A 17,010-nucleotide genomic window follows, 5' to 3' on the forward strand; every position below is an offset into this window, starting at 1 on the left:
TAGTCGGGACGAGCCGCGTCGGGGGTGAGTAGCTTAGCTCCCTATAATAGGAAAGGCGCTACGGTGCCGAGAGAAGGCACGATCAATGGCGCAGCGAGACGACAGGAAGCGGTTAGGCAAGAAGCACAGGCAGGCATCTACCCGACCGAAGAAGGGGCGCGCCCCTAAGGCTACGCCCACGACCGGGGCGGTAGATCCCCGGAAGCGGAAGGTGCTGTCGACCAAGCGGGCAGCGGCAGATAAAGCCTCGCGGATAACAAAGCAGTCTCCGGAGCGGGAAAAGCGGAAGACCATTCGTACGGATGGGGCGGGTTCAGCTAAAACCCCGAAGGGAACGGCTCCCCGGGTGAAGCAGGTGAGACCGGCCGATAGGATCGTGGGGCGCCAGACGCCACGGTCGTCGAATATGGACGGGCGTGAAGAGGACTGGCGCGATATTGAGCTGTTGGCTTCGCAGATGGTCACGGAGACCGAGAGCGCAGATGCTCGTGATCTGCCGCTCATAGCGGTTTGTGGCCGGCCAAATGTTGGCAAGAGCACCCTGTTCAACCGTCTGACGGGCTCGCGACGGTCGATTGTGGGCGATGAGCCAGGCATTACGCGCGACCGCATCTACGGCGAGATCGAATGGATGGGCCGCGACGCGAGGATCGTTGATACGGGCGGAGTTGTGCCCGATGACGAAGCGCTGATTCCTGCGGAGATCTTCCGGCAGGCAAAGGTTGGGCTCGAAGAGGCGGACGCCATTGTGATGGTGGTCGATGGGCGGACGGAGCTGGCTTCGCCCGATCTCGAACTTGCTCGTCTGCTTCTCCGCGGGGGTAAGCCGGTATTTCTCGCGGTCAACAAGATGGATACCGATGCGATGCAGTCGCAGGCGGAGAACTTTCGACGGCTTGGGTTCCGCAACGTGCTGCCGATCTCGGCTGAGCATGGCTCGGGCATCGGAGATCTTCTGGATGCGGTGTTTGAGGTTCTTCCGGAGCCGGCAGCGGTGATCGAAGAGCCGGAGGTGATGCTCACGGAGAGCGACGAGGCGGAGGAGGATGAAACAGGCCCGGACTATTCGATTGCTCCCGGCGCTGCGCTTGTCTCCGAAGACGCTGATGTTGTCGCGCCGAAGCGTCCGAGAATGCTGCGGTCGCACGGCGAGTATGAGAGTCGCGAGACGAAGGTTGCCATCATTGGGCGCCCGAATGTAGGCAAGAGCACCTTGCTGAATGCTCTGACTGGTAAGCAGCGGGCGATCGTTTCGCCGATTGCTGGAACAACTCGCGATGCGGTGGATGAAGTCGTCGAGAGGGACGGGCACAGCTTCAGATTTGTCGATACTGCGGGAATCCGCAGGAAGGGTAAGACGAAGCTGATGGCCGAGAAACTGTCGGTCATCATGGCCCGGAAGCATCTTGAGGCGGCGGATGTTTCTTTGTTAATCATCGATGCGGCCGAGGGGGTCGCGGCGCTCGACGCGAACATCGGCGGATACGCGCATGAGAGCGGTCGCAGCGTGATTATCGTCGTGAACAAGTGGGACCTGATGACCCGCACCGGGAAGGATGGGATGCGTCTGTTTGATGGCAAACCTCCTGCGGATCAAAAGCTCTATGAGCAGGACGTTCGAGATAAGTTGAAGTACCTCGACTACGCTCCACTCTTGTTTATTTCTGCGGCGGATGGAAAAAACATCGAGCAGGTCTTCAAGAAGGTGGAACTGGTCGCGCGCGAGCGACGCAAACGCGTGACTACTGGGCAGATGAATCGGTTTCTGGAGAAGGTGGACTTCCAGAAGGCGAGTGTGCCGATGAACAAGCGCGTGCGGATCTACTACATGACGCAGGCCGCGGTCGCTCCTCCGACGTTTGTGCTGTTCACCGACAAAGATGTGAAGATGCACTTCTCGTTCGAGCGATTTCTGGCCAACCAGATTCGCGAGAACTTCGGGTTCATCGGAAGCCCGATCTGGTTCAAGATCAAGGCGCGAAACAAGAAGAAGGCGGAGTAGCTATTTGCCCAAATGCCCCCTCCCCCCCGAGGGGTAATTTGCGTCTAAGTCTCATGCTCCCATTGACATACAGAGTGCTACCGGCTGCAAAATATTGCATCTAAACGACTTGCGCCTAAAATACTTATTTTCAATAAGTTGGCTCGGCAATAAATACGTTGGCTAACCCAAATGTTTGATGAGTTGATTTCCAGCCCCGAGTGCCGCCGCAAGAACGAACATCAGAACGATGAGAACTGCCCATCCAAGCGCTGTACTGACCGCCCATAACTTATTCGCCAGTCTCACGATGCCTATAACGCCACAAATAAAAACTGCCATCATTGCCAGCCAAAGAATTAAATGGATCATGCCAGCCATGCTAGCGCACTCCTGGCTTGCATGAAGGCGACCAGCGCCTAGGCCGCTTGGGCTAACCCACGTATTTATTGTCGTTGACTCTTGGTCTTTCCTCTAAACGACAGAACCCGGCTTTTTGAGCCTGGGCTTGCTTGAATCCATACTTTAATTTTAGCAGTTTGCACCGAACTAATACGCCACGCGAATCTTCCTGATTGGCGCAGGTTTCATGCGTTTTGGGTCTTGACACAATTTGCTGATACTCATCGGGTCAATTGTGGCCACCGCGCTCTGGTGGCACATGGTCAAACAGTCTCAGGCGTTCGTTTTCGCGCTCTACCGTTCGTACTCGTCCGCGTAACAGGTCGCTGAGCGAGATCGTTCCGCAGGCCTGCCTGGTACCGCGATCGATGACCATCAAAGTTTCGAGGCCTTCCATTGCCATGATCTCTGCCGCGCCGCGTGCAGTTCCGTCCGCATAGGCGTAAAACTCGGGGAGTTTGGCATTCGCTCCCGGAACCGACGCGGGAATGCTCAAGGGAGACATCAGCTCTCGAACGATGACCAACTCCAGCGGGTCCACGCCATATTCGCGGGTCAGATGGTATCCACGCCGGCTGAGTTTTTCGGTGAGGATCGATCGCGGCATGAGCAGCGAGGTCACAAGGTACGAAGCGATGCAAGCCATGGTGAGCGGCAGGAGAGCGGGCAGGCAATGCGTGACCTCCAGGCTGAAGAGAATGGCCGTAAGAGGAACGCCGAGGGCGCCTGCGAGCATTGCCCCCATCCCAATCAGCGCCCAGAATGCCTGCGCTTCGACCGATGAGTGGGCCAGATGTCCGGCCATCGCACCGACTGCTCCACCAATCATCAACAAGGGCGCCAGCACACCGCCTGATGTCCCTGATCCGAGGGAGAAGGCCCACATCAGCGATTTTGCGATGAGGATTCCAACGATGAGACCGATGGTGGCGTTGCCATGCAACAGCACCGCAATGTTGTCGTACCCCACGCCGAGTCCGCGCGGGAAGAACAGTCCTCCAACTCCAATCCCTACTCCTCCGATGGCGGGCCACCACATCCAGTGAACATGAAGGTGTTCGAAGAGATCTTCAAACGCATACATCAGACGGCTCATCCCGGCTGATACCAGACCCAGCAAACCACCCAGCATCAAAGCACCCATGGCAAAGGCGATGCGATGAGTTCCACTGAGAGCGGGCATCTGGAACAATGGTCCAGCGCCGAGCCAGTAAACACGGAGGAGGCCTGCGGTGGCACTCGCTATGGCAACCGGAACGAGGCTGCGCGGCCGCCATTCAAAGAGAAGGAGCTCAACCGCGAGAAGGATCGCCGCGACGGGAGTCGCGAAGGTCGCCGACATTCCGGCTGCCGCTCCGGCGACCAGCAGGGTCGTCCGTTCCGCGTCGGTGACGTGCATCCATTGCGCGATGAGCGACCCGACGGCACCGCCGGTCATGATGATGGGACCCTCGGCGCCAAACGGTCCGCCGGATCCGATTGCGATTGCCGCGGAGACCGGCTTCAGCACTGCGATCTTCGGATCTACCTTTGCGCGATGAAGGAGAATCGCTTCGATGGCCTCGGGTATTCCGTGGCCACGAATCTTGTCCGAACCGAACCGTGCCATCAGTCCGACGATAAGTCCGCCGACTACGGGCACGACGACCATCCAGTGTCCGAGCGGACTGCCAGCGGGTGAGACCGCGGCAGCACTGAACCGATGGTAGTAGAACAGATTGGTAGAGAGAGCAATTAGGCGCAACAGTAGAACAGCCAGCCCTGTTGCGCAGACGCCGATTCCGATCGAGACACCAGAGAGCAGCCAGACCCTCCGATCGACGGTGAAATCGCGTAGAGCAGATGGTTCCGACTTCATTTGGAGTTTCCTTTAGTCGCGGGAGGGCTTGCGTGTTCGCGTGCGCTGAGCTTGTGAGAGTTACGAATCGTCGTCAGTGCGCGGACCATCCTGGGGACCAGTTCGTACAACTCACGCTCGTGATCGTCGGATAGAGTCTGCAGTATCCGCTGACCTTTCGGCGTAACCTGCAGGACCACGCGACGACGATCGGTCGCAGCGTTTTTGCGAAGGATCAAGCCCGCGTCCACGCAACGATTGCTGAGCTCGACGACGGTGTGATGTCGTAGTCCCAGCCTCTCAGCGGCATATGATACCGTGGTCTCGACTCCGTCGGGGGCTCCGGCGAGGTGTAGAAGCAGCTGATGTTGCTGGGGATGAAGACCCGCCTGCTCGGCGCACTTTTCACTGAACTGAAGAAACTGCCGGAGCGTGTATCGAAACTCTGCCAGGGTCTGCAGCTGTTGGCGATCTTCAGTTGGAAGAGATTTCGTCATATCGAAATTATATCGTATTACGATATATATAGATTCAAAAAATGAGGCATGAGATTCATAAAAGATTCGTTAGCGCGAGGAGCCGAGCCACTCGTTCCATGCGGCGAGGGCGCGGTCGCATTGGATTTTGTGGCGTTCTTTTTTGTCGCGGATTTTTTTGCGGAGATCTTCTTCGAGTGGCGGGAGGAGGTCGAAGGTGATGTTGGCAGGTTGGAACTTTTTTGTTTCAGCGTGGGTGATGTAGTGGGTGAGCGAGCCGTTGGCGCTGAGGCGTGGGGCTGGTTGCGGCGCGTTGCCGTTCGCGATGGCGGCGGCGTAGATGCCTGCCAACATGCCTGACGCGATGGATTCGGTGTAGCCTTCGACGCCGCTGAGTTGACCGGCGATCATGATGCGCGGGTGGGCCTTGAGCTGAAGGGTTTCGGTGAGCAGCGATGGGGCGTGGATGTAGGTGTTGCGGTGGATCTGGCCGTAGCGCAGGAACGTTGCGTTTTCGAGGCCGGGGATGAGTTTGAGGACGCGATTCTGCTCGCCGTACTTGAGGTGGTTCTGAAAGCCGACGAGGTTGTAGCTGTCGGCGCGAAGATTTTCCTGACGAAGTTGCACCGCGGCGTAGGGCCAGCGACCAGTCTTCGGGTCGGTGAGGCCCACCGGCTTCATGGGGCCGAAGCGTAGGGTGTCGCGGCCGCGGCGGGCGGTCTCTTCGATGGGGAGGCAACCTTCGAAGTACTGCAGTTTTTCGGGTGTGCCGGTGACGGGAAACTTCTCCCAGTCTTTCGATTCGACGGCTTCGGCTGTGGTCAGAGCGTCCATGAAGCGGTCGTACTCTTCTTTGGTGAAGGGGCAGTTGATGTAGTCGGCGGTGCCTTTGTCGTAGCGGGCGGCGAAGTAGACCTTGGACATGTCGATGGAGGTGGCGTCGACGATGGGGGAGATGGAGTCGTAGAAGGCGAGATGGTCGGAGCCGGTGAGACGCTGGAGCTCGGCGGCGAGGGCCGGCGAGGTGAGAGGCCCTGAGGCGAGGATCGTGAGAGTGTCGGTGGCTTGCTCGTCGAGGCTGGTGACTTCTTCGCGGTGAACGCGGATGCGGGGCTCGGCGGCGATGCGTTCAGCGACGCGTTTGGAGAATTCGACGCGGTCAACCGCTAGCGCGTGGCCGGCGGGAACGGCGGTGGCGTCGGCTTCGGCAAGGAGAATGCTGCCCGCTTGGCGCATCTCCTGCTTGAGCAGCCAGGGTGCGGTGTTTTCGGACTCGGACTTGAGGGAGTTGGAGCAGACTAGTTCGGCGAAGTCGGAGGTCTGGTGTGCTTCGGTGGAGCGGGTGGGGCGCATCTCGTAGAGGTCGACCTCGCAGCCGCGCTTGGCGGCTTGGAGCGCCGCTTCGGGGCCAGCGAGACCACCGCCGATGATTCTGATTCGTTTGGCTGTCATGCCTCCCCCTCTCCCCTTTGTTCGGTCAAAGTCTTCCAATGAAACAACTTACGTCTGGACTTAGTGCGTCAGCCGGTGAATACCAAGACCAACTCCGGGCAAAGTCTTCCATCCACAGGAGTTACCTGCGGTGTTGCAGGATGATGTGGCTTGGATTTGGTCTTGCCCCCTGCCTCTTATTATAACGGCTGCGTCAAGCACCAGGGTGCGAGAGGGAGTCATGCAGACACTGTCGTCAGGGATTTACATACAAGATCTCGTCGCTGGGTATAACCCATTTGTGTAGTTGGGGGCTGGCGGTGTCTCGATCATAATGACCTTAACTCAAGAGGTTCCCCATGGAACAGACGCTAGTAGATGTGTTTGAAGAGGCTCGCATAGTTGTTGCAGCTGCCGATCGTAAGGTCGCAGAAGAAGAGGAACGGCGCAGAGAGGGCGAGCGGGCAGGTCTGCTGCAGCAGCTCGGCGTCCGGATCGAAGAAGCTTTCGACTTCACCAGCAGGGAAAAGCTCGAGCTGGAACCGCGTCTTGATGTGCAGCGCGGCGTGGCGGTCATCGAGTTTGTGGTCAGGAGTTTGCGGGCCATCTTTCTTCTGTCTCCAAATGAAGGCAATACCTGGACTCTTCAGGTGATCGCAGACGGCCATGAGATGGAGGTACTGAACGTATTTCAAGGAGGGACGAAGGACGAAACAGGCTCGCAGCGTCTGGCGGCGGCACGCATCGTGACGATGATCGGCAACTGGATTCAAAACGCCAGGCGCCCCCCTCAAGCGGTTCCCGTTGCTGTGGCTCCCGTTGCCGTGGTTCCGACTGAGATTCCGACCATACGAGCGGCGTCCTCGAGATTGCAGCTGCGTGATGACCCAAGGCCCGAGCGCACCTACGGCACCATGGGCAAATTCCTCGGCGCGTAGATCATTTTCTAACAGGATCGTTTTTCTAGCGGGATAGTGCGGCGAGGGCGGCCAAGGCATTGCCAGAGACTTGCATACCCTTCCAATCGGACTTCATCACAGCTCCCAGCTGATGATAGAAGTCGATCGACGGCGTGTTCCAATCGAGCACAGCCCATTCGTAGCGAGGACAACCTTCAGCTACGGCGATCGCGGCGACGCGAGTGAGGAGGGCTTTGCCAATTCCCTTTCCGCGATGCTCAGGGCTGACGTAGAGGTCTTCCAGATAGATGCCCGCGTGACCGCGCCAGGTGGAGTAGTTGTAGAAGTAGAGAGCGAAGCCCGCGGCGGTGGTCGTGTCTGTGCTCGTCAGCTCGGCGATGATGCAGTCGAAGCGTTTGTTGGGCCCGAAGCCATCACGAAGGAGGTCGGCTTCCGTGGCGAGAACCGCGTCCGGTTCGCGCTCAAACGTGGCTAGATCGCGAATGAAGGTGAGAATCTGCGGAACGTCGGCTGCGGTCGCAGGGCGGAGATTGAGCGCATCGTCTGTGCGTGATTGGCGGTCGGTCATCGCTGATTTCCTGTGTTCATGGTTTGGACGAGTCGTCGGCAGACTTCGCACCCGGCTGAGCGGCGAGCCACTTGTCGAAGGGGATGTTGAAGTCGAAGAGCTGTTTTTTGCCGTCGAGAGTGTGGACCATCTTGACGTAGAGCTCGGCGCCCTTCAGGGGGCGGTCAGGGAGTTGGCGAACGTCGTAGAAGAGATAGCCGGCGAGAGTGCTGTGCGGGTCGACGGTGGTTCCATTGAAGCCAAAATCGTTGTCGTCTTTGGTGATCGATTTGTCGACCGGCTTGTCGTGGAGGGTGATCGGCGGCAGGGGCATCGGCAGGGGGACTTTGCGGCCGGCTGTCCCCTTGGTGGAGAAGAGGCGGCGCTGGAGGTCGTCGTCGGTGGCAGCGGGAATCTTGTCGTTGTTGATGGAGATGAACTGGATGCGGGCGTCAGCGAGAGAGAGTGGCGTGTCGCTGTCGTTCGTGAAGACGACGCGAATCGCAACAAAGCCGTGCTGGATGTAGGGGAGGCGGAAGAAGTCGCAGTCTTTAGGGTCGTCGCAGGGGTCGGCGGCGACAGTGACTTTCTCGTTGGCGTGCGTCTCGAAGGCGACGTACTGATTGGCAGGTTTCGCGGGGGGCGCTTTCTTGTCGGCTGCCTGGGTAGTAGCTGCAAAGATGCAGAAACTTATTACTAGTAGGATCGAAATCGTGGGGAACCTATAGGACATCATGGCCAGGGTTGATTATCATCTGCGCTGGCGTACAAGGTAAAGCGAGGGCACGGCGACGGTGATGATGGTGATGTATAGCTCGTTGCTGCTGGCCGTGCTGGTGGTGGGCGCCCCATATTGGCTGGTGCGGATGGCAACCAGCGGGCGATACAGAGCCGGGCTGAGGGGACGCCTGGGGATGGTACCAAAGGAGCTGCCTGCGGCGGTGAACGGGCAAAGTGTGGTGTGGGTCCATGCGGTGAGCGTGGGCGAAGTGATGGCCGCAACCCGGTTGATTCGCGAACTGAAGGAAAGATTACCGGGTTGGGTGGTAGCGGTTTCGACGACGACGGAGACGGGGCAGCGGCTGGCAAAGGAAAGACTGCCGGATTCGCCGGTGTTTTATCTTCCACTGGACCTCAAATTCTCCGTGAGGAGGTATTTGCGGGTGCTGCAGCCGCGGATGCTGGTGCTGATGGAGAGCGAGTTCTGGCCGCGATTGATCAAAGAGTGCGCGAAGGATGGCGTTCCAATTGCAGTAGTCAACGCGAGGATCTCAGATCGGTCATTTCCCAGGTACATGCGGCTGCGGCAGATGTGGCGACCATTTCTTGAGATGATTTCACTGTTTCTTGCGCAGAGTCGAGAGACCGCAGAGAGGCTGGCGAAGATTGGTGCTCCGACGGCGCGGGTGCGAGTGATGGGAAATCTGAAGTATGACGTTCAGTCGAGAAGCGACACCGAGATGGCCAGAAGGATCGCGTCCATGGTCTCCGGAACGAAACTCGCCGTCGCGGGGAGTACGCTGGCGGGCGAAGAAGAGGCGCTATTGGCTGCGTGGCCGACGATTTTGAAGAGTATTCCCGATGCGTCGTTGCTGATCGCTCCGAGACATCCGGATCGCTTCGAAGAGGTTTGGCAGTTGATTCGGAGGAGTGGATCACCGGTTTACCGGTGTAGCCAGCTGGGACAGAGTAACGACCCTGTGGCCGGCGGCACGATTCTTCTGCTGGACACGATTGGGGATCTGGCATCGGTGTATGGAGTGGCGACGGTGGCCTTCGTTGGTGGAAGTCTGGTTTCGAAGGGTGGCCATAATCCGCTGGAGCCCGCTCAATTTGCAGTGCCGGTGGTGATCGGGCCTTCGTTCGAGAACTTTCGTGAGATCGTGAAGGCCATGCGAGAGGCGGAGGCGATTCGTATCGTTACCACGGATGAACTGGCGGCGACTTTCGCTGGCCTCCTGCAGGGCAAGGACGACGCGCGGGCGCTTGGGCAACGTGGCCGAGCAGTGTTTGAAGCTGAGGCGGGAGCGACGGCGCGAACGGCGCAAGCTCTGGTTTCGTTATTGGAGCAGAGGGCTGGCGCAGCGCTATGAAGATACGACGACCATGGCTGCTGCCGCTGACTCCGCTGTACGGGGCTGGGCTTGCGTTCAAGAGGCAGTTGTTCGCGTGGGGATGGTTGAAGCAAGGTCGTCTGGAGAGCACTGTGATCAGCGTGGGCAGCGTGTCTGCGGGAGGTGCGGGCAAGACACCTGTGGTTCTTATGCTGGCTGAGATTTTGCGGCACCGTGGTTATGCAGTGCGGATCCTGACGCGAGGGTATAAACGCGACTCTGAGACGATTGCAAGGGTCGAGCCGTTCGACGACGCGAGATGGCATGGAGATGAGCCAGTGTTGCTGGCGCAGCGATCAGGAGTGCCGGTGTACGTGGGAGCAGACCGCTACCAGGCTGGCGTGATGGCAGAACAGAGCGAGCCGTCGCAAAAACTAGTCGTCCATCTGCTGGACGATGGATTTCAACACCGGAGGTTGGCTCGTGATGTCGATATCGTGCTGCTGACGCGGGAGGATGTCGAGGACACGCTGCTGCCGGCGGGTAATCTGCGGGAGCCGCTCGAGGCCGTGGCGGCGGCGGATATCGTGATTCTGCGCGAGGAGGAGGCGGATTCGCTGAGGAGTGTGGTCCGTGGATTGAGTGGATCAAACGGCAAGCCGGCGATCTGGGTGACGCGGCGGCAACTGAGCCTGGGTGAGGCTGGAGAGGTGGCTCTGCCGACGATGCCGTTTGCTTTTTGCGGAATTGCGCGGCCTGAAGGCTTTACGCGAATGCTCGCCGGGCAAGGCTATGAAGCGGTGAAGACGGTGACCTTCGAAGACCATCACGCCTATACCGAGGCGGATATTACGCGTCTGTTGTACGAGGCCCGGGCGGTCGAAGCGAATGGATTTGTGACGACAGAGAAGGATGCCGTAAAGTTGACGCCGATGATGCGGGACAGACTGGAGACCATCGGGCCAATTGTTGTGGCGCGGCTGCAGGTGGAGCTGTTGGACGAGAAAGAGTCGCTGGAGCAATTGGTGAACCTGGTGGGCAGGCTGGATCGACGCAAGCGCTAGAGATGTTGAAGCGTTAGTATTGCATGAGAAAATCTAGCCTTGGCCACTGAACGCACGCTCTTTTCGTCGCACGACGTCGCGAGCCACTCGGCGGATCGAACGAAGCGTGTGTTGATAGTGCGGATCGGCGCGATGGGGGATGTTCTGCACGCGATGCCGGCAGTGGCTGCACTTCGCGATCTGCATCCGGATTGGTTTATCGGATGGGCGATTGAGCCTGCCTGGAGTGTTCTGCTGCAGGCTTCGACGGATCACCATCGGATCATCCACAAAGCGGGGCGCAGTGAGAGCAGGCCGCTGGTCGATCGGTGGCACCCGTTTCCTGCGAGAGGATGGCAGAAACAACCTTTTGCGTTATCCACTCGGAAGGAGATTTACGCGACGCGCCGTGAGTTGCGAGCGTGCGAGTACGACCTCTGCGTCGACATGCAGGGATCGCTTAAGTCTGCGACAGCGGGGCGAATGGCCGGGGCGCAGGTGTTTGTGGGACCGGCGAAAGCACGGGAGACGGCGGCTCGCTGGCTTTATGGGAAACGGGTAACGACAACCGCGACCCATGTGGTGGAGCAGGGATGCGAGCTGCTGGGTGCGGCGGTTGGCGAGACTCTGAAGCCGGCGGCGGTCACCCTTCCCATCAATCCGCAGGCGGAAGCATGGTGTGACAGACTTCTGACCCAGACCACGTCGATCAGAAACAAGTTTGCCTATCTCGCACCTACGGCGGGATGGGGCGCGAAGCAATGGCCGGCGGAGAGATACGGCGCCGTCGCGGCAGCTTTGGGTCGGGCGGGATATCACGTACTGGTGAATGAGTCTCCCGGACATCGGTTCGCCGATGCAGTCGTCGAGGCGAGTGACGACGTGGCGATCTCGGTACCCTGCTCGGTCGAGCAGATGATCGCGCTGGTACGGAGAGCTGGGGTCGTGATCGCCGGGGATACGGGACCGCTGCATCTGGCTGCTGCGCTGGAGCGGCCGGTGGTTGGCTTGTATGGGCCGACCGATCCGGCGCGGAATGGCCCCTATATGGCCGACGGTACGAAGGCGCGAGTGCTGCGGCATGAGTCCAGCCGTACCGACCACTCGCGACATTCACGCACTGAATCGGGGTTGATGCAGATAACCGTGGACGAGGTCGTGGAGGCTGCGCTCGAGTTACTACGTACCGGACAGGATAAAGTGAAGGGGTGAGCGAACGAACGAGTTGGCAGAGAATCGCGCGGCGAATTCGCGTGCCGTTGGGATTTGTCTTTGCTGCGGTATTTCTGTGGCTGGCGCGACCAACCGGAAAGACCATGCTGCTGAGCCTTCTGCTGGTGGTACCGGGTGTGTGGCTGCGCGCCTATGCGGCTGGGTACGTTCGCAAGAATGCTGAGCTGACGTTCACTGGGCCTTATGCGTACACGCGGAATCCGCTCTATTTAGGATCGATGCTGATCGCTTTTGGGTTCGCGGCCGCAGCGGGCAGCTGGGTGATTCTGATTGCGTTGGCGGCGCTGTTTGCGGTGATCTATATTCCCACCATTCAAAGTGAGGAAGGCTATCTGCGGCAGCAGTTTGCGGGCTTCGAAGAATATGCTGCGAAGGTACCGCGCCTGCTGCCACGGCTCACCCCGGCGTCGTTTCCGGCCGATCAAAACGCGAGCCTGGGCAGGTTCTCCTGGGGACAGTGGCAACACCACCGCGAGTACAATGCTCTTATGGGTGCTGGCGCGATTTATCTTGCGCTGGCGGTCCGGCTTTTTCTCAATCACCACGGGGTGACGGGGGTTCCACGCTGAAGGCGGGGAGGCTGGGGCGGAATGGCCCACAAACTTCAACTCGTGAGAGTGCTGCCCTTTGCTGAAGCCGGAACGGATCTTTCTTGCGTTTGCCTTCTTGATGTCGTGTTCCATCGGCTCGCTCACCGCGAGGGCGCAACTTCTGGGGCTGGGACCGAAGCCGGCACCAACACCAGTGGTCATTCCTACCCTGCAGCCGCCGCAACCGAGTTTTGTCTTCCCTGAGAAACAGACGCTGACCTTTACCGTTGACTGGCGAGTCTTCACAGCTGGGACAGCCGTGTTTCAAATAGAGCAGCAAGGGACCGTACAAAAGATCACGGCTACGGCCGACACTACCGGCGCGGTGACGATGTTGTTTCCCGTAGTGGATAAGTTTCAGGCCGGATTCGACACCAAAACAGGCTGCTCGACCGGTTTCAGCAAGCAGGTGCAGGAGGGGCGGCGGAAGGTCTCGAGCGAGCTGAGCTTCGATTATTCGCAGGGTAAGCAGAAGCAGGTTGAGAAGAATCTCGTAAAGGGAACCTCGAAGGAGCAGGTAGCGTCGATTCCAGCCTGCGTGACCGACTCGCTTTCCGCCATGTTTTATGCGGCATCGCAGCCAATGGCCGTGGGCCAGAGTATCCGGCTTCCGCTCGCCGACTCCATGCGTACCGTGACGGTAGCAATGAAGGTGGAGTCCAAGGAAGAGATCAAGACGCCAGCGGGGACCTTCCAGACGCTCAAGGTCGAGCCCACTGCTGACGAGGGAATAGTGAAGAACCGCGGGCATATCTGGGTTTGGTATACCGACGATGCGCGGCATATGCCGGTGCAGATTCAGGCGCGCCTGTTTTGGGGAACGATCACCTTCCACCTGCAGTCGTACGAAACGAAGTAAGACGAAAGACGGCTTTTGATGACAGATTCAACGCAGGATTCAGGACTGGATCCGGATAAGTTCGTAACGGTGGGCAAGTTTCTTGAGCCCGTAAATGCGCAGATGGCGAAGGGGATGCTCGAGTCGGCAGGGATTGAATGTTTTCTTCAGGGCGAAAACGCCAACAGCCTGCTGGCGCTGGCGTTTCGCGCACGCCTGCTGGTGCACAAGCAGGATGAAGAGACTGCACGGGAGATTCTGGGCGAGGCAGTCGGAGAGCTGACCGGGGATGAACTAACCGATCAGGAGCGGCACGAACTGGAGGCAGGCGATGACAAAGGCTGACGGGAGTCGTCCGCGTGCCGTGCTCTGCCTATCTGGCGGAATGGACTCCTGTGTCTGTGCGGCGCTCGCGGCTCGGGACTACGACGTCTTCGCGGTCCACTTCAGCTATGGGCAGAGGACAGAGGCGCGAGAGTTGCTCTCCGCCCAGGAAGTAGCCCGCATTGTTGGAGTAAAAGAGCTGATGCATTTGAAGATCGATCTATTTCGGCGTATCGGTGGGTCGGCGTTGACCGATACCGCCATCGCGGTGCCTGTGGCAGGGGATGAGGCGGCCATCGGAAACGAAGTGCCGGTTACCTATGTTCCCTTCCGAAATGCGCATTTTCTCTCGGCGGCGGTGAGCTGGGCAGAGGTCTTAGGCGCAGAGACGGTCTTTATCGGAGCAGTCGAACAGGACAGCTCCGGCTATCCCGACTGCCGTCCCGCTTACTATGATGCGTTCAATCAACTCATCAAGATGGGCACCAAAGACGGGCAGATTCGGGTTGCGACACCGTTGATCGAGATGCGCAAGAGCGAGATCGTCCGGCTGGGAGTTGAATTGGGTGCACCGTTCCATGTAAGTTGGTCATGCTATTCCGGTGAAACCAAGGCCTGCGGCGTGTGCGAGAGCTGCGTTCTGCGACTGCGGGCATTTCGTGAAGCCGGCGCGGTCGATCCCATACCGTATGCGGTCCTGTGACCGCTGCATTTTGCATCAAATTGAGTGAGTCAAACTAGAGGAAGTACAATCCGCTTTGCAGGAAACACTTACGCCCGCACCGATGGGCCAGGAGAAAAGAGCATGAAACGTATTGGATTCAAGGTAAGCAGCACCCTGGCAGCCGCTCTGCTGGTGATCGTGGCGATGGCACAGCCCACTCGCTTGACAGCACAGGCAGCAGCAGCGGGAACGGCAAGTATTCACGGACATGTTCTCAATCCTGCAGGCATCGCGCTTACAAAAGGCGAGGTCAGGCTGACGACGGATCGTTCGTCCGAGGCAAAGGACCGCAAGTACCCCTATAAATTTCCCATCGATCAAAACGGAGACTACAAGGGCACCGGGATCGTTGCGGGAAACTATGTCGTATTCGTCTTCCAGGATGACAAGAGCCTGGACTTTAACGAGAACGTTCCAATCGCCAAAGATGAAGACAAGCTGGTGAACTTCGACATGTCTCGTCCGGAGTACATCAGCAAGATGAGCCCGGAAGATCGGAAGGCGCTTGAAGAGTACAAGAAGAAGAACGCGGAAGTAGTCGCTGGCAATGCGAAGATTGCGAACTTGAATGCTCTGCTCACCCAAGCCCGCGCAGACAATAAGGCAGGCAACTACGACTCCGCGATCACTGCCATGAAGCAGGCCACCGAGAGCAAGCCCGATGAGGGAATTCTCTGGGTGACACTTGGAGATGCGCAGCTCGGTAGCGGAGAGACTGCGGCTAAAGCTGCCAAGTCGGCAGGTACCTCGGCGACTGATCCAGCAATCCTGCAGAAGTACACCGATGCCGCTACCTCCTATAAGAAGGCCGCGGATTTAAATGCAGCTTCCAAAAAGCCGAGCCCTGAGACCGCCGGCGTGGCCTACAACCAGTTAGGAAAGGCAGAGGCAGATCTTGGTGACGCCAAGGCATCCTCAGACGCTTACGATCAAGCGGCCAAAGCCCAGCCGGATAAAGCGGGCATGTATTACTACAACGAGGCAGCCGTCCTCTACAACGCAGGCAAACTGACCGAGGCAGGTGCCGCTGCGGACAAAGCAATCGCAGCAGATCCGAAGAAGGCAGATGCTTATTACATCAAGGGACAGGCGCTGATTCCGCAGGCTACCGTCGATCCCAAGACACAGAAGATTGTGGCGCCGCCCGGCTGCGTCGAGGCTTACCAGGAGTATCTCGAACTGGCTCCAGATGGTGCGCACGCCGCAGATGTGAAGGGTATCCTCGAGGGTATCGGCGCACCAGTGAAGTCGACCTTCAAGGCTGGAAAGAAGTAATTCTGCAAGAAGTAAGAGGCCCCGGGCGACACTGCTCGGGGCCTTTCGTTTTTGGGACTAATGGCTGATAAGGAGAAGAGAATGCAGGCTGCGGCTGGGGTTTTGGGCTTCGATGAAGCTCTGGCAAAAGTGCTGGAGCACGCAGCCACCGTTCCGCGGCCGCAGAGCGAGACACTTGCATTGCTGGCTTGCGCAGACCGCGTGCTGGCGGAGGCCATCCTCGCAGATCGTGACCAGCCGCCGTTCGACCGGTCGACCCGCGACGGATTTGCGCTGCGGGCCGCCGATATTACAACCCCATTGAAGGTCGTGGGCCAGATAAGGGCTGGCGAGCAGTGGCAGGGCGGCGCACTGGAGCATGGCACTGCCGTTGAAATCATGACGGGTGCACCTATTCCGCTCGCCTACGACGCCGTCGTCATGATCGAGCATATCGAACGCGACAAAGACTCGATTCGTCTGACCGCCGGGCGAACGATTCGAAGCGGAGAGAATATCGTTCCTCAGGGATCGGAGGCCAAGGCGGGGCAGTCGGTGTTACCCGTCGGAACTGTAATCGAAGGCGCCGAAATCGCGCTTGCGGCGGCCTGTGGGCGCTCCGAGCTGCAGGTGTTTCGCAGACCGAGAGTGGCAATCGTCGCTACAGGCGATGAATTGGTGACCTTGAATGCAACGCCTGGACCTCAGCAGATTCGAAACTCCAACAGCTATGGGCTGGCGGCGCTGGTGGCGCGCGCGGGGGGAGAGCCGGTACAGCTGCCCATCGCGCCCGATCGACGCGCAGAGCTTGAACGGACCATCCGCTCAGCGCGCGACTCTGACCTCATTCTTTTGTCCGGCGGCGTTTCCATGGGCAAGTATGACCTGGTGGAGGAGGTACTGGAAGGTCTCGGCGCGGAGTTCTTTTTCACTGGAGTGAAGATGCAACCGGGAAAGCCTCTCGTCTTTGGACGATTGCCGGCCACTGACGAGTTCCCCACACAATTCTTCTTCGGTCTGCCCGGAAATCCAATTTCGACGCAGGTGACGTTTCATTGTTTTGTTGAGCCGATGCTGCGAAGGATGAGCGGAGCCGCGGTCCAGGGGCCGCGCTTCGTGCAGGCAACGCTGGTAGAGGATGTAGCCGGAAGAGCTGATCTGATGAGGCTTTTGCCTGCGTGGTGGACAGCCGACCGCGTAAGGCCGGAGGTGCGGCTGGTGGGATGGCAGGGATCAGGAGATCTGGCGGCAAATGCGCGAGCAAATTGCTATGCCGTACTGCCGCCTGAGAGAGAGCGGTTCGCGGCCGGCGACGTCATTACGGTGCTCTTGCGCTAGATCAGGGCTGCTGCGGTA

At 58.9% G+C, this 17,010-nt stretch carries 17 protein-coding genes; 11 read left to right on the plus strand and 6 right to left on the minus strand.

Annotation, left to right across the window (positions count from 1 at the left end):
• Positions 1 to 85: 85 nt before the first annotated feature.
• A complete protein-coding gene (der, locus tag HDF14_RS15155) occupies positions 86 to 2,002 on the plus strand; it encodes a ribosome biogenesis GTPase Der (protein ID WP_183978203.1) in 1,917 nt (638 codons plus the stop codon).
• Positions 2,003 to 2,164: 162 nt separating this feature from the next.
• Here the strand turns inward: der and HDF14_RS15160 are convergent, their stop codons facing one another.
• From HDF14_RS15160 to trmFO, 4 genes are all read right to left on the minus strand, one after another.
• A complete protein-coding gene (locus HDF14_RS15160; protein WP_183978205.1) occupies positions 2,165 to 2,362 on the minus strand; it encodes a hypothetical protein in 198 nt (65 codons plus the stop codon).
• A 250-nt stretch (positions 2,363 to 2,612) separates the two neighbouring features.
• Positions 2,613 to 4,241, minus strand: a complete 1,629-nt coding sequence (locus tag HDF14_RS15165) for a chloride channel protein (protein ID WP_183978207.1) — start codon at positions 4,239 to 4,241, stop codon at positions 2,613 to 2,615.
• A complete protein-coding gene (locus tag HDF14_RS15170; RefSeq protein ID WP_183978210.1) occupies positions 4,238 to 4,717 on the minus strand; it encodes a MarR family winged helix-turn-helix transcriptional regulator in 480 nt (159 codons plus the stop codon). Before HDF14_RS15170 ends, HDF14_RS15165 begins: the two co-directional genes overlap by 4 nt.
• 69 nt (positions 4,718 to 4,786) lie before the next feature.
• Positions 4,787 to 6,148: a methylenetetrahydrofolate--tRNA-(uracil(54)-C(5))-methyltransferase (FADH(2)-oxidizing) TrmFO gene (trmFO, locus tag HDF14_RS15175; RefSeq protein WP_183978212.1), complete on the minus strand. Its 1,362-nt coding sequence runs from the start codon at positions 6,146 to 6,148 to the stop codon at positions 4,787 to 4,789.
• 338 nt (positions 6,149 to 6,486) lie between these two features.
• Here trmFO and HDF14_RS15180 point away from each other — a divergent pair, with 338 nt between their 5' ends.
• A complete protein-coding gene (locus HDF14_RS15180; RefSeq protein ID WP_183978214.1) occupies positions 6,487 to 7,065 on the plus strand; it encodes a hypothetical protein in 579 nt (192 codons plus the stop codon).
• 25 nt (positions 7,066 to 7,090) lie between these two features.
• Here HDF14_RS15180 and HDF14_RS15185 read toward each other — a convergent pair whose 3' ends face one another.
• Positions 7,091 to 7,615: a GNAT family N-acetyltransferase gene (locus HDF14_RS15185; protein WP_183978216.1), complete on the minus strand. Its 525-nt coding sequence runs from the start codon at positions 7,613 to 7,615 to the stop codon at positions 7,091 to 7,093.
• A 16-nt stretch (positions 7,616 to 7,631) separates the two neighbouring features.
• Complete coding sequence (locus tag HDF14_RS15190) at positions 7,632 to 8,330, minus strand: hypothetical protein (RefSeq protein ID WP_183978218.1); 699 nt, start codon at positions 8,328 to 8,330, stop codon at positions 7,632 to 7,634.
• 61 nt (positions 8,331 to 8,391) lie between these two features.
• On the opposite strand from HDF14_RS15190, the gene HDF14_RS15195 reads away from it, so the two are divergent.
• The 9 genes from HDF14_RS15195 (at position 8,392) to glp (ending at position 16,992) form a co-directional block, all read left to right on the plus strand.
• A complete protein-coding gene (locus tag HDF14_RS15195; protein ID WP_313899595.1) occupies positions 8,392 to 9,687 on the plus strand; it encodes a 3-deoxy-D-manno-octulosonic acid transferase in 1,296 nt (431 codons plus the stop codon).
• Complete coding sequence (gene lpxK / locus HDF14_RS15200; protein WP_183978220.1) at positions 9,684 to 10,712, plus strand: tetraacyldisaccharide 4'-kinase; 1,029 nt, start codon at positions 9,684 to 9,686, stop codon at positions 10,710 to 10,712. Before HDF14_RS15195 ends, lpxK begins: the two co-directional genes overlap by 4 nt.
• Before the next feature lie 39 nt (positions 10,713 to 10,751).
• Entirely contained in the window at positions 10,752 to 11,903 is a 1,152-nt protein-coding gene (locus tag HDF14_RS15205; protein WP_183978222.1) for a glycosyltransferase family 9 protein, read from the plus strand.
• The gene (locus HDF14_RS15210) at positions 11,900 to 12,493 is read left to right on the plus strand and encodes a methyltransferase family protein (protein WP_183978224.1); all 594 of its coding nucleotides are present in this window, start codon (positions 11,900 to 11,902) and stop codon (positions 12,491 to 12,493) included. The genes HDF14_RS15205 and HDF14_RS15210 overlap by 4 nt, the downstream gene beginning before the upstream one ends.
• A 58-nt stretch (positions 12,494 to 12,551) precedes the next feature.
• Complete coding sequence (locus HDF14_RS15215; protein WP_406707225.1) at positions 12,552 to 13,373, plus strand: DUF3108 domain-containing protein; 822 nt, start codon at positions 12,552 to 12,554, stop codon at positions 13,371 to 13,373.
• Positions 13,374 to 13,391: 18 nt separating this feature from the next.
• The gene (locus tag HDF14_RS15220) at positions 13,392 to 13,697 is read left to right on the plus strand and encodes a DUF2007 domain-containing protein (RefSeq protein WP_183978226.1); all 306 of its coding nucleotides are present in this window, start codon (positions 13,392 to 13,394) and stop codon (positions 13,695 to 13,697) included.
• Entirely contained in the window at positions 13,684 to 14,379 is a 696-nt protein-coding gene (queC, locus tag HDF14_RS15225; RefSeq protein WP_183978228.1) for a 7-cyano-7-deazaguanine synthase QueC, read from the plus strand. The genes HDF14_RS15220 and queC overlap by 14 nt, the downstream gene beginning before the upstream one ends.
• A 102-nt stretch (positions 14,380 to 14,481) precedes the next feature.
• Positions 14,482 to 15,675: a tetratricopeptide repeat protein gene (locus HDF14_RS15230; protein ID WP_183978230.1), complete on the plus strand. Its 1,194-nt coding sequence runs from the start codon at positions 14,482 to 14,484 to the stop codon at positions 15,673 to 15,675.
• Between the two features lie 81 nt (positions 15,676 to 15,756).
• A complete protein-coding gene (glp, locus tag HDF14_RS15235) occupies positions 15,757 to 16,992 on the plus strand; it encodes a gephyrin-like molybdotransferase Glp (RefSeq protein ID WP_183978232.1) in 1,236 nt (411 codons plus the stop codon).
• The last annotated feature ends 18 nt before the right edge of the window (positions 16,993 to 17,010 follow it).

Source organism: Tunturiibacter gelidiferens, assembly GCF_014201335.1.
Classification (GTDB): domain Bacteria; phylum Acidobacteriota; class Terriglobia; order Terriglobales; family Acidobacteriaceae; genus Edaphobacter; species Edaphobacter lichenicola_E.

Coding starts and splice junctions, on each gene's coding strand:
- HDF14_RS15195 (WP_313899595.1), top strand. CDS start 8,392: ATGATGGTGATGTATAGCTCGTTGCTGCTGGCCGTGCTGGTGGTGGGC.
- HDF14_RS15190 (WP_183978218.1), bottom strand. CDS start 8,330: ATGATGTCCTATAGGTTCCCCACGATTTCGATCCTACTAGTAATAAGT.
- HDF14_RS15185 (WP_183978216.1), bottom strand. CDS start 7,615: ATGACCGACCGCCAATCACGCACAGACGATGCGCTCAATCTCCGCCCT.
- glp (WP_183978232.1), top strand. CDS start 15,757: ATGCAGGCTGCGGCTGGGGTTTTGGGCTTCGATGAAGCTCTGGCAAAA.
- HDF14_RS15230 (WP_183978230.1), top strand. CDS start 14,482: ATGAAACGTATTGGATTCAAGGTAAGCAGCACCCTGGCAGCCGCTCTG.
- HDF14_RS15170 (WP_183978210.1), bottom strand. CDS start 4,717: ATGACGAAATCTCTTCCAACTGAAGATCGCCAACAGCTGCAGACCCTG.
- queC (WP_183978228.1), top strand. CDS start 13,684: ATGACAAAGGCTGACGGGAGTCGTCCGCGTGCCGTGCTCTGCCTATCT.
- trmFO (WP_183978212.1), bottom strand. CDS start 6,148: ATGACAGCCAAACGAATCAGAATCATCGGCGGTGGTCTCGCTGGCCCC.
- HDF14_RS15220 (WP_183978226.1), top strand. CDS start 13,392: ATGACAGATTCAACGCAGGATTCAGGACTGGATCCGGATAAGTTCGTA.
- HDF14_RS15160 (WP_183978205.1), bottom strand. CDS start 2,362: ATGGCTGGCATGATCCATTTAATTCTTTGGCTGGCAATGATGGCAGTT.
- HDF14_RS15165 (WP_183978207.1), bottom strand. CDS start 4,241: ATGAAGTCGGAACCATCTGCTCTACGCGATTTCACCGTCGATCGGAGG.
- HDF14_RS15180 (WP_183978214.1), top strand. CDS start 6,487: ATGGAACAGACGCTAGTAGATGTGTTTGAAGAGGCTCGCATAGTTGTT.
- lpxK (WP_183978220.1), top strand. CDS start 9,684: ATGAAGATACGACGACCATGGCTGCTGCCGCTGACTCCGCTGTACGGG.
- der (WP_183978203.1), top strand. CDS start 86: ATGGCGCAGCGAGACGACAGGAAGCGGTTAGGCAAGAAGCACAGGCAG.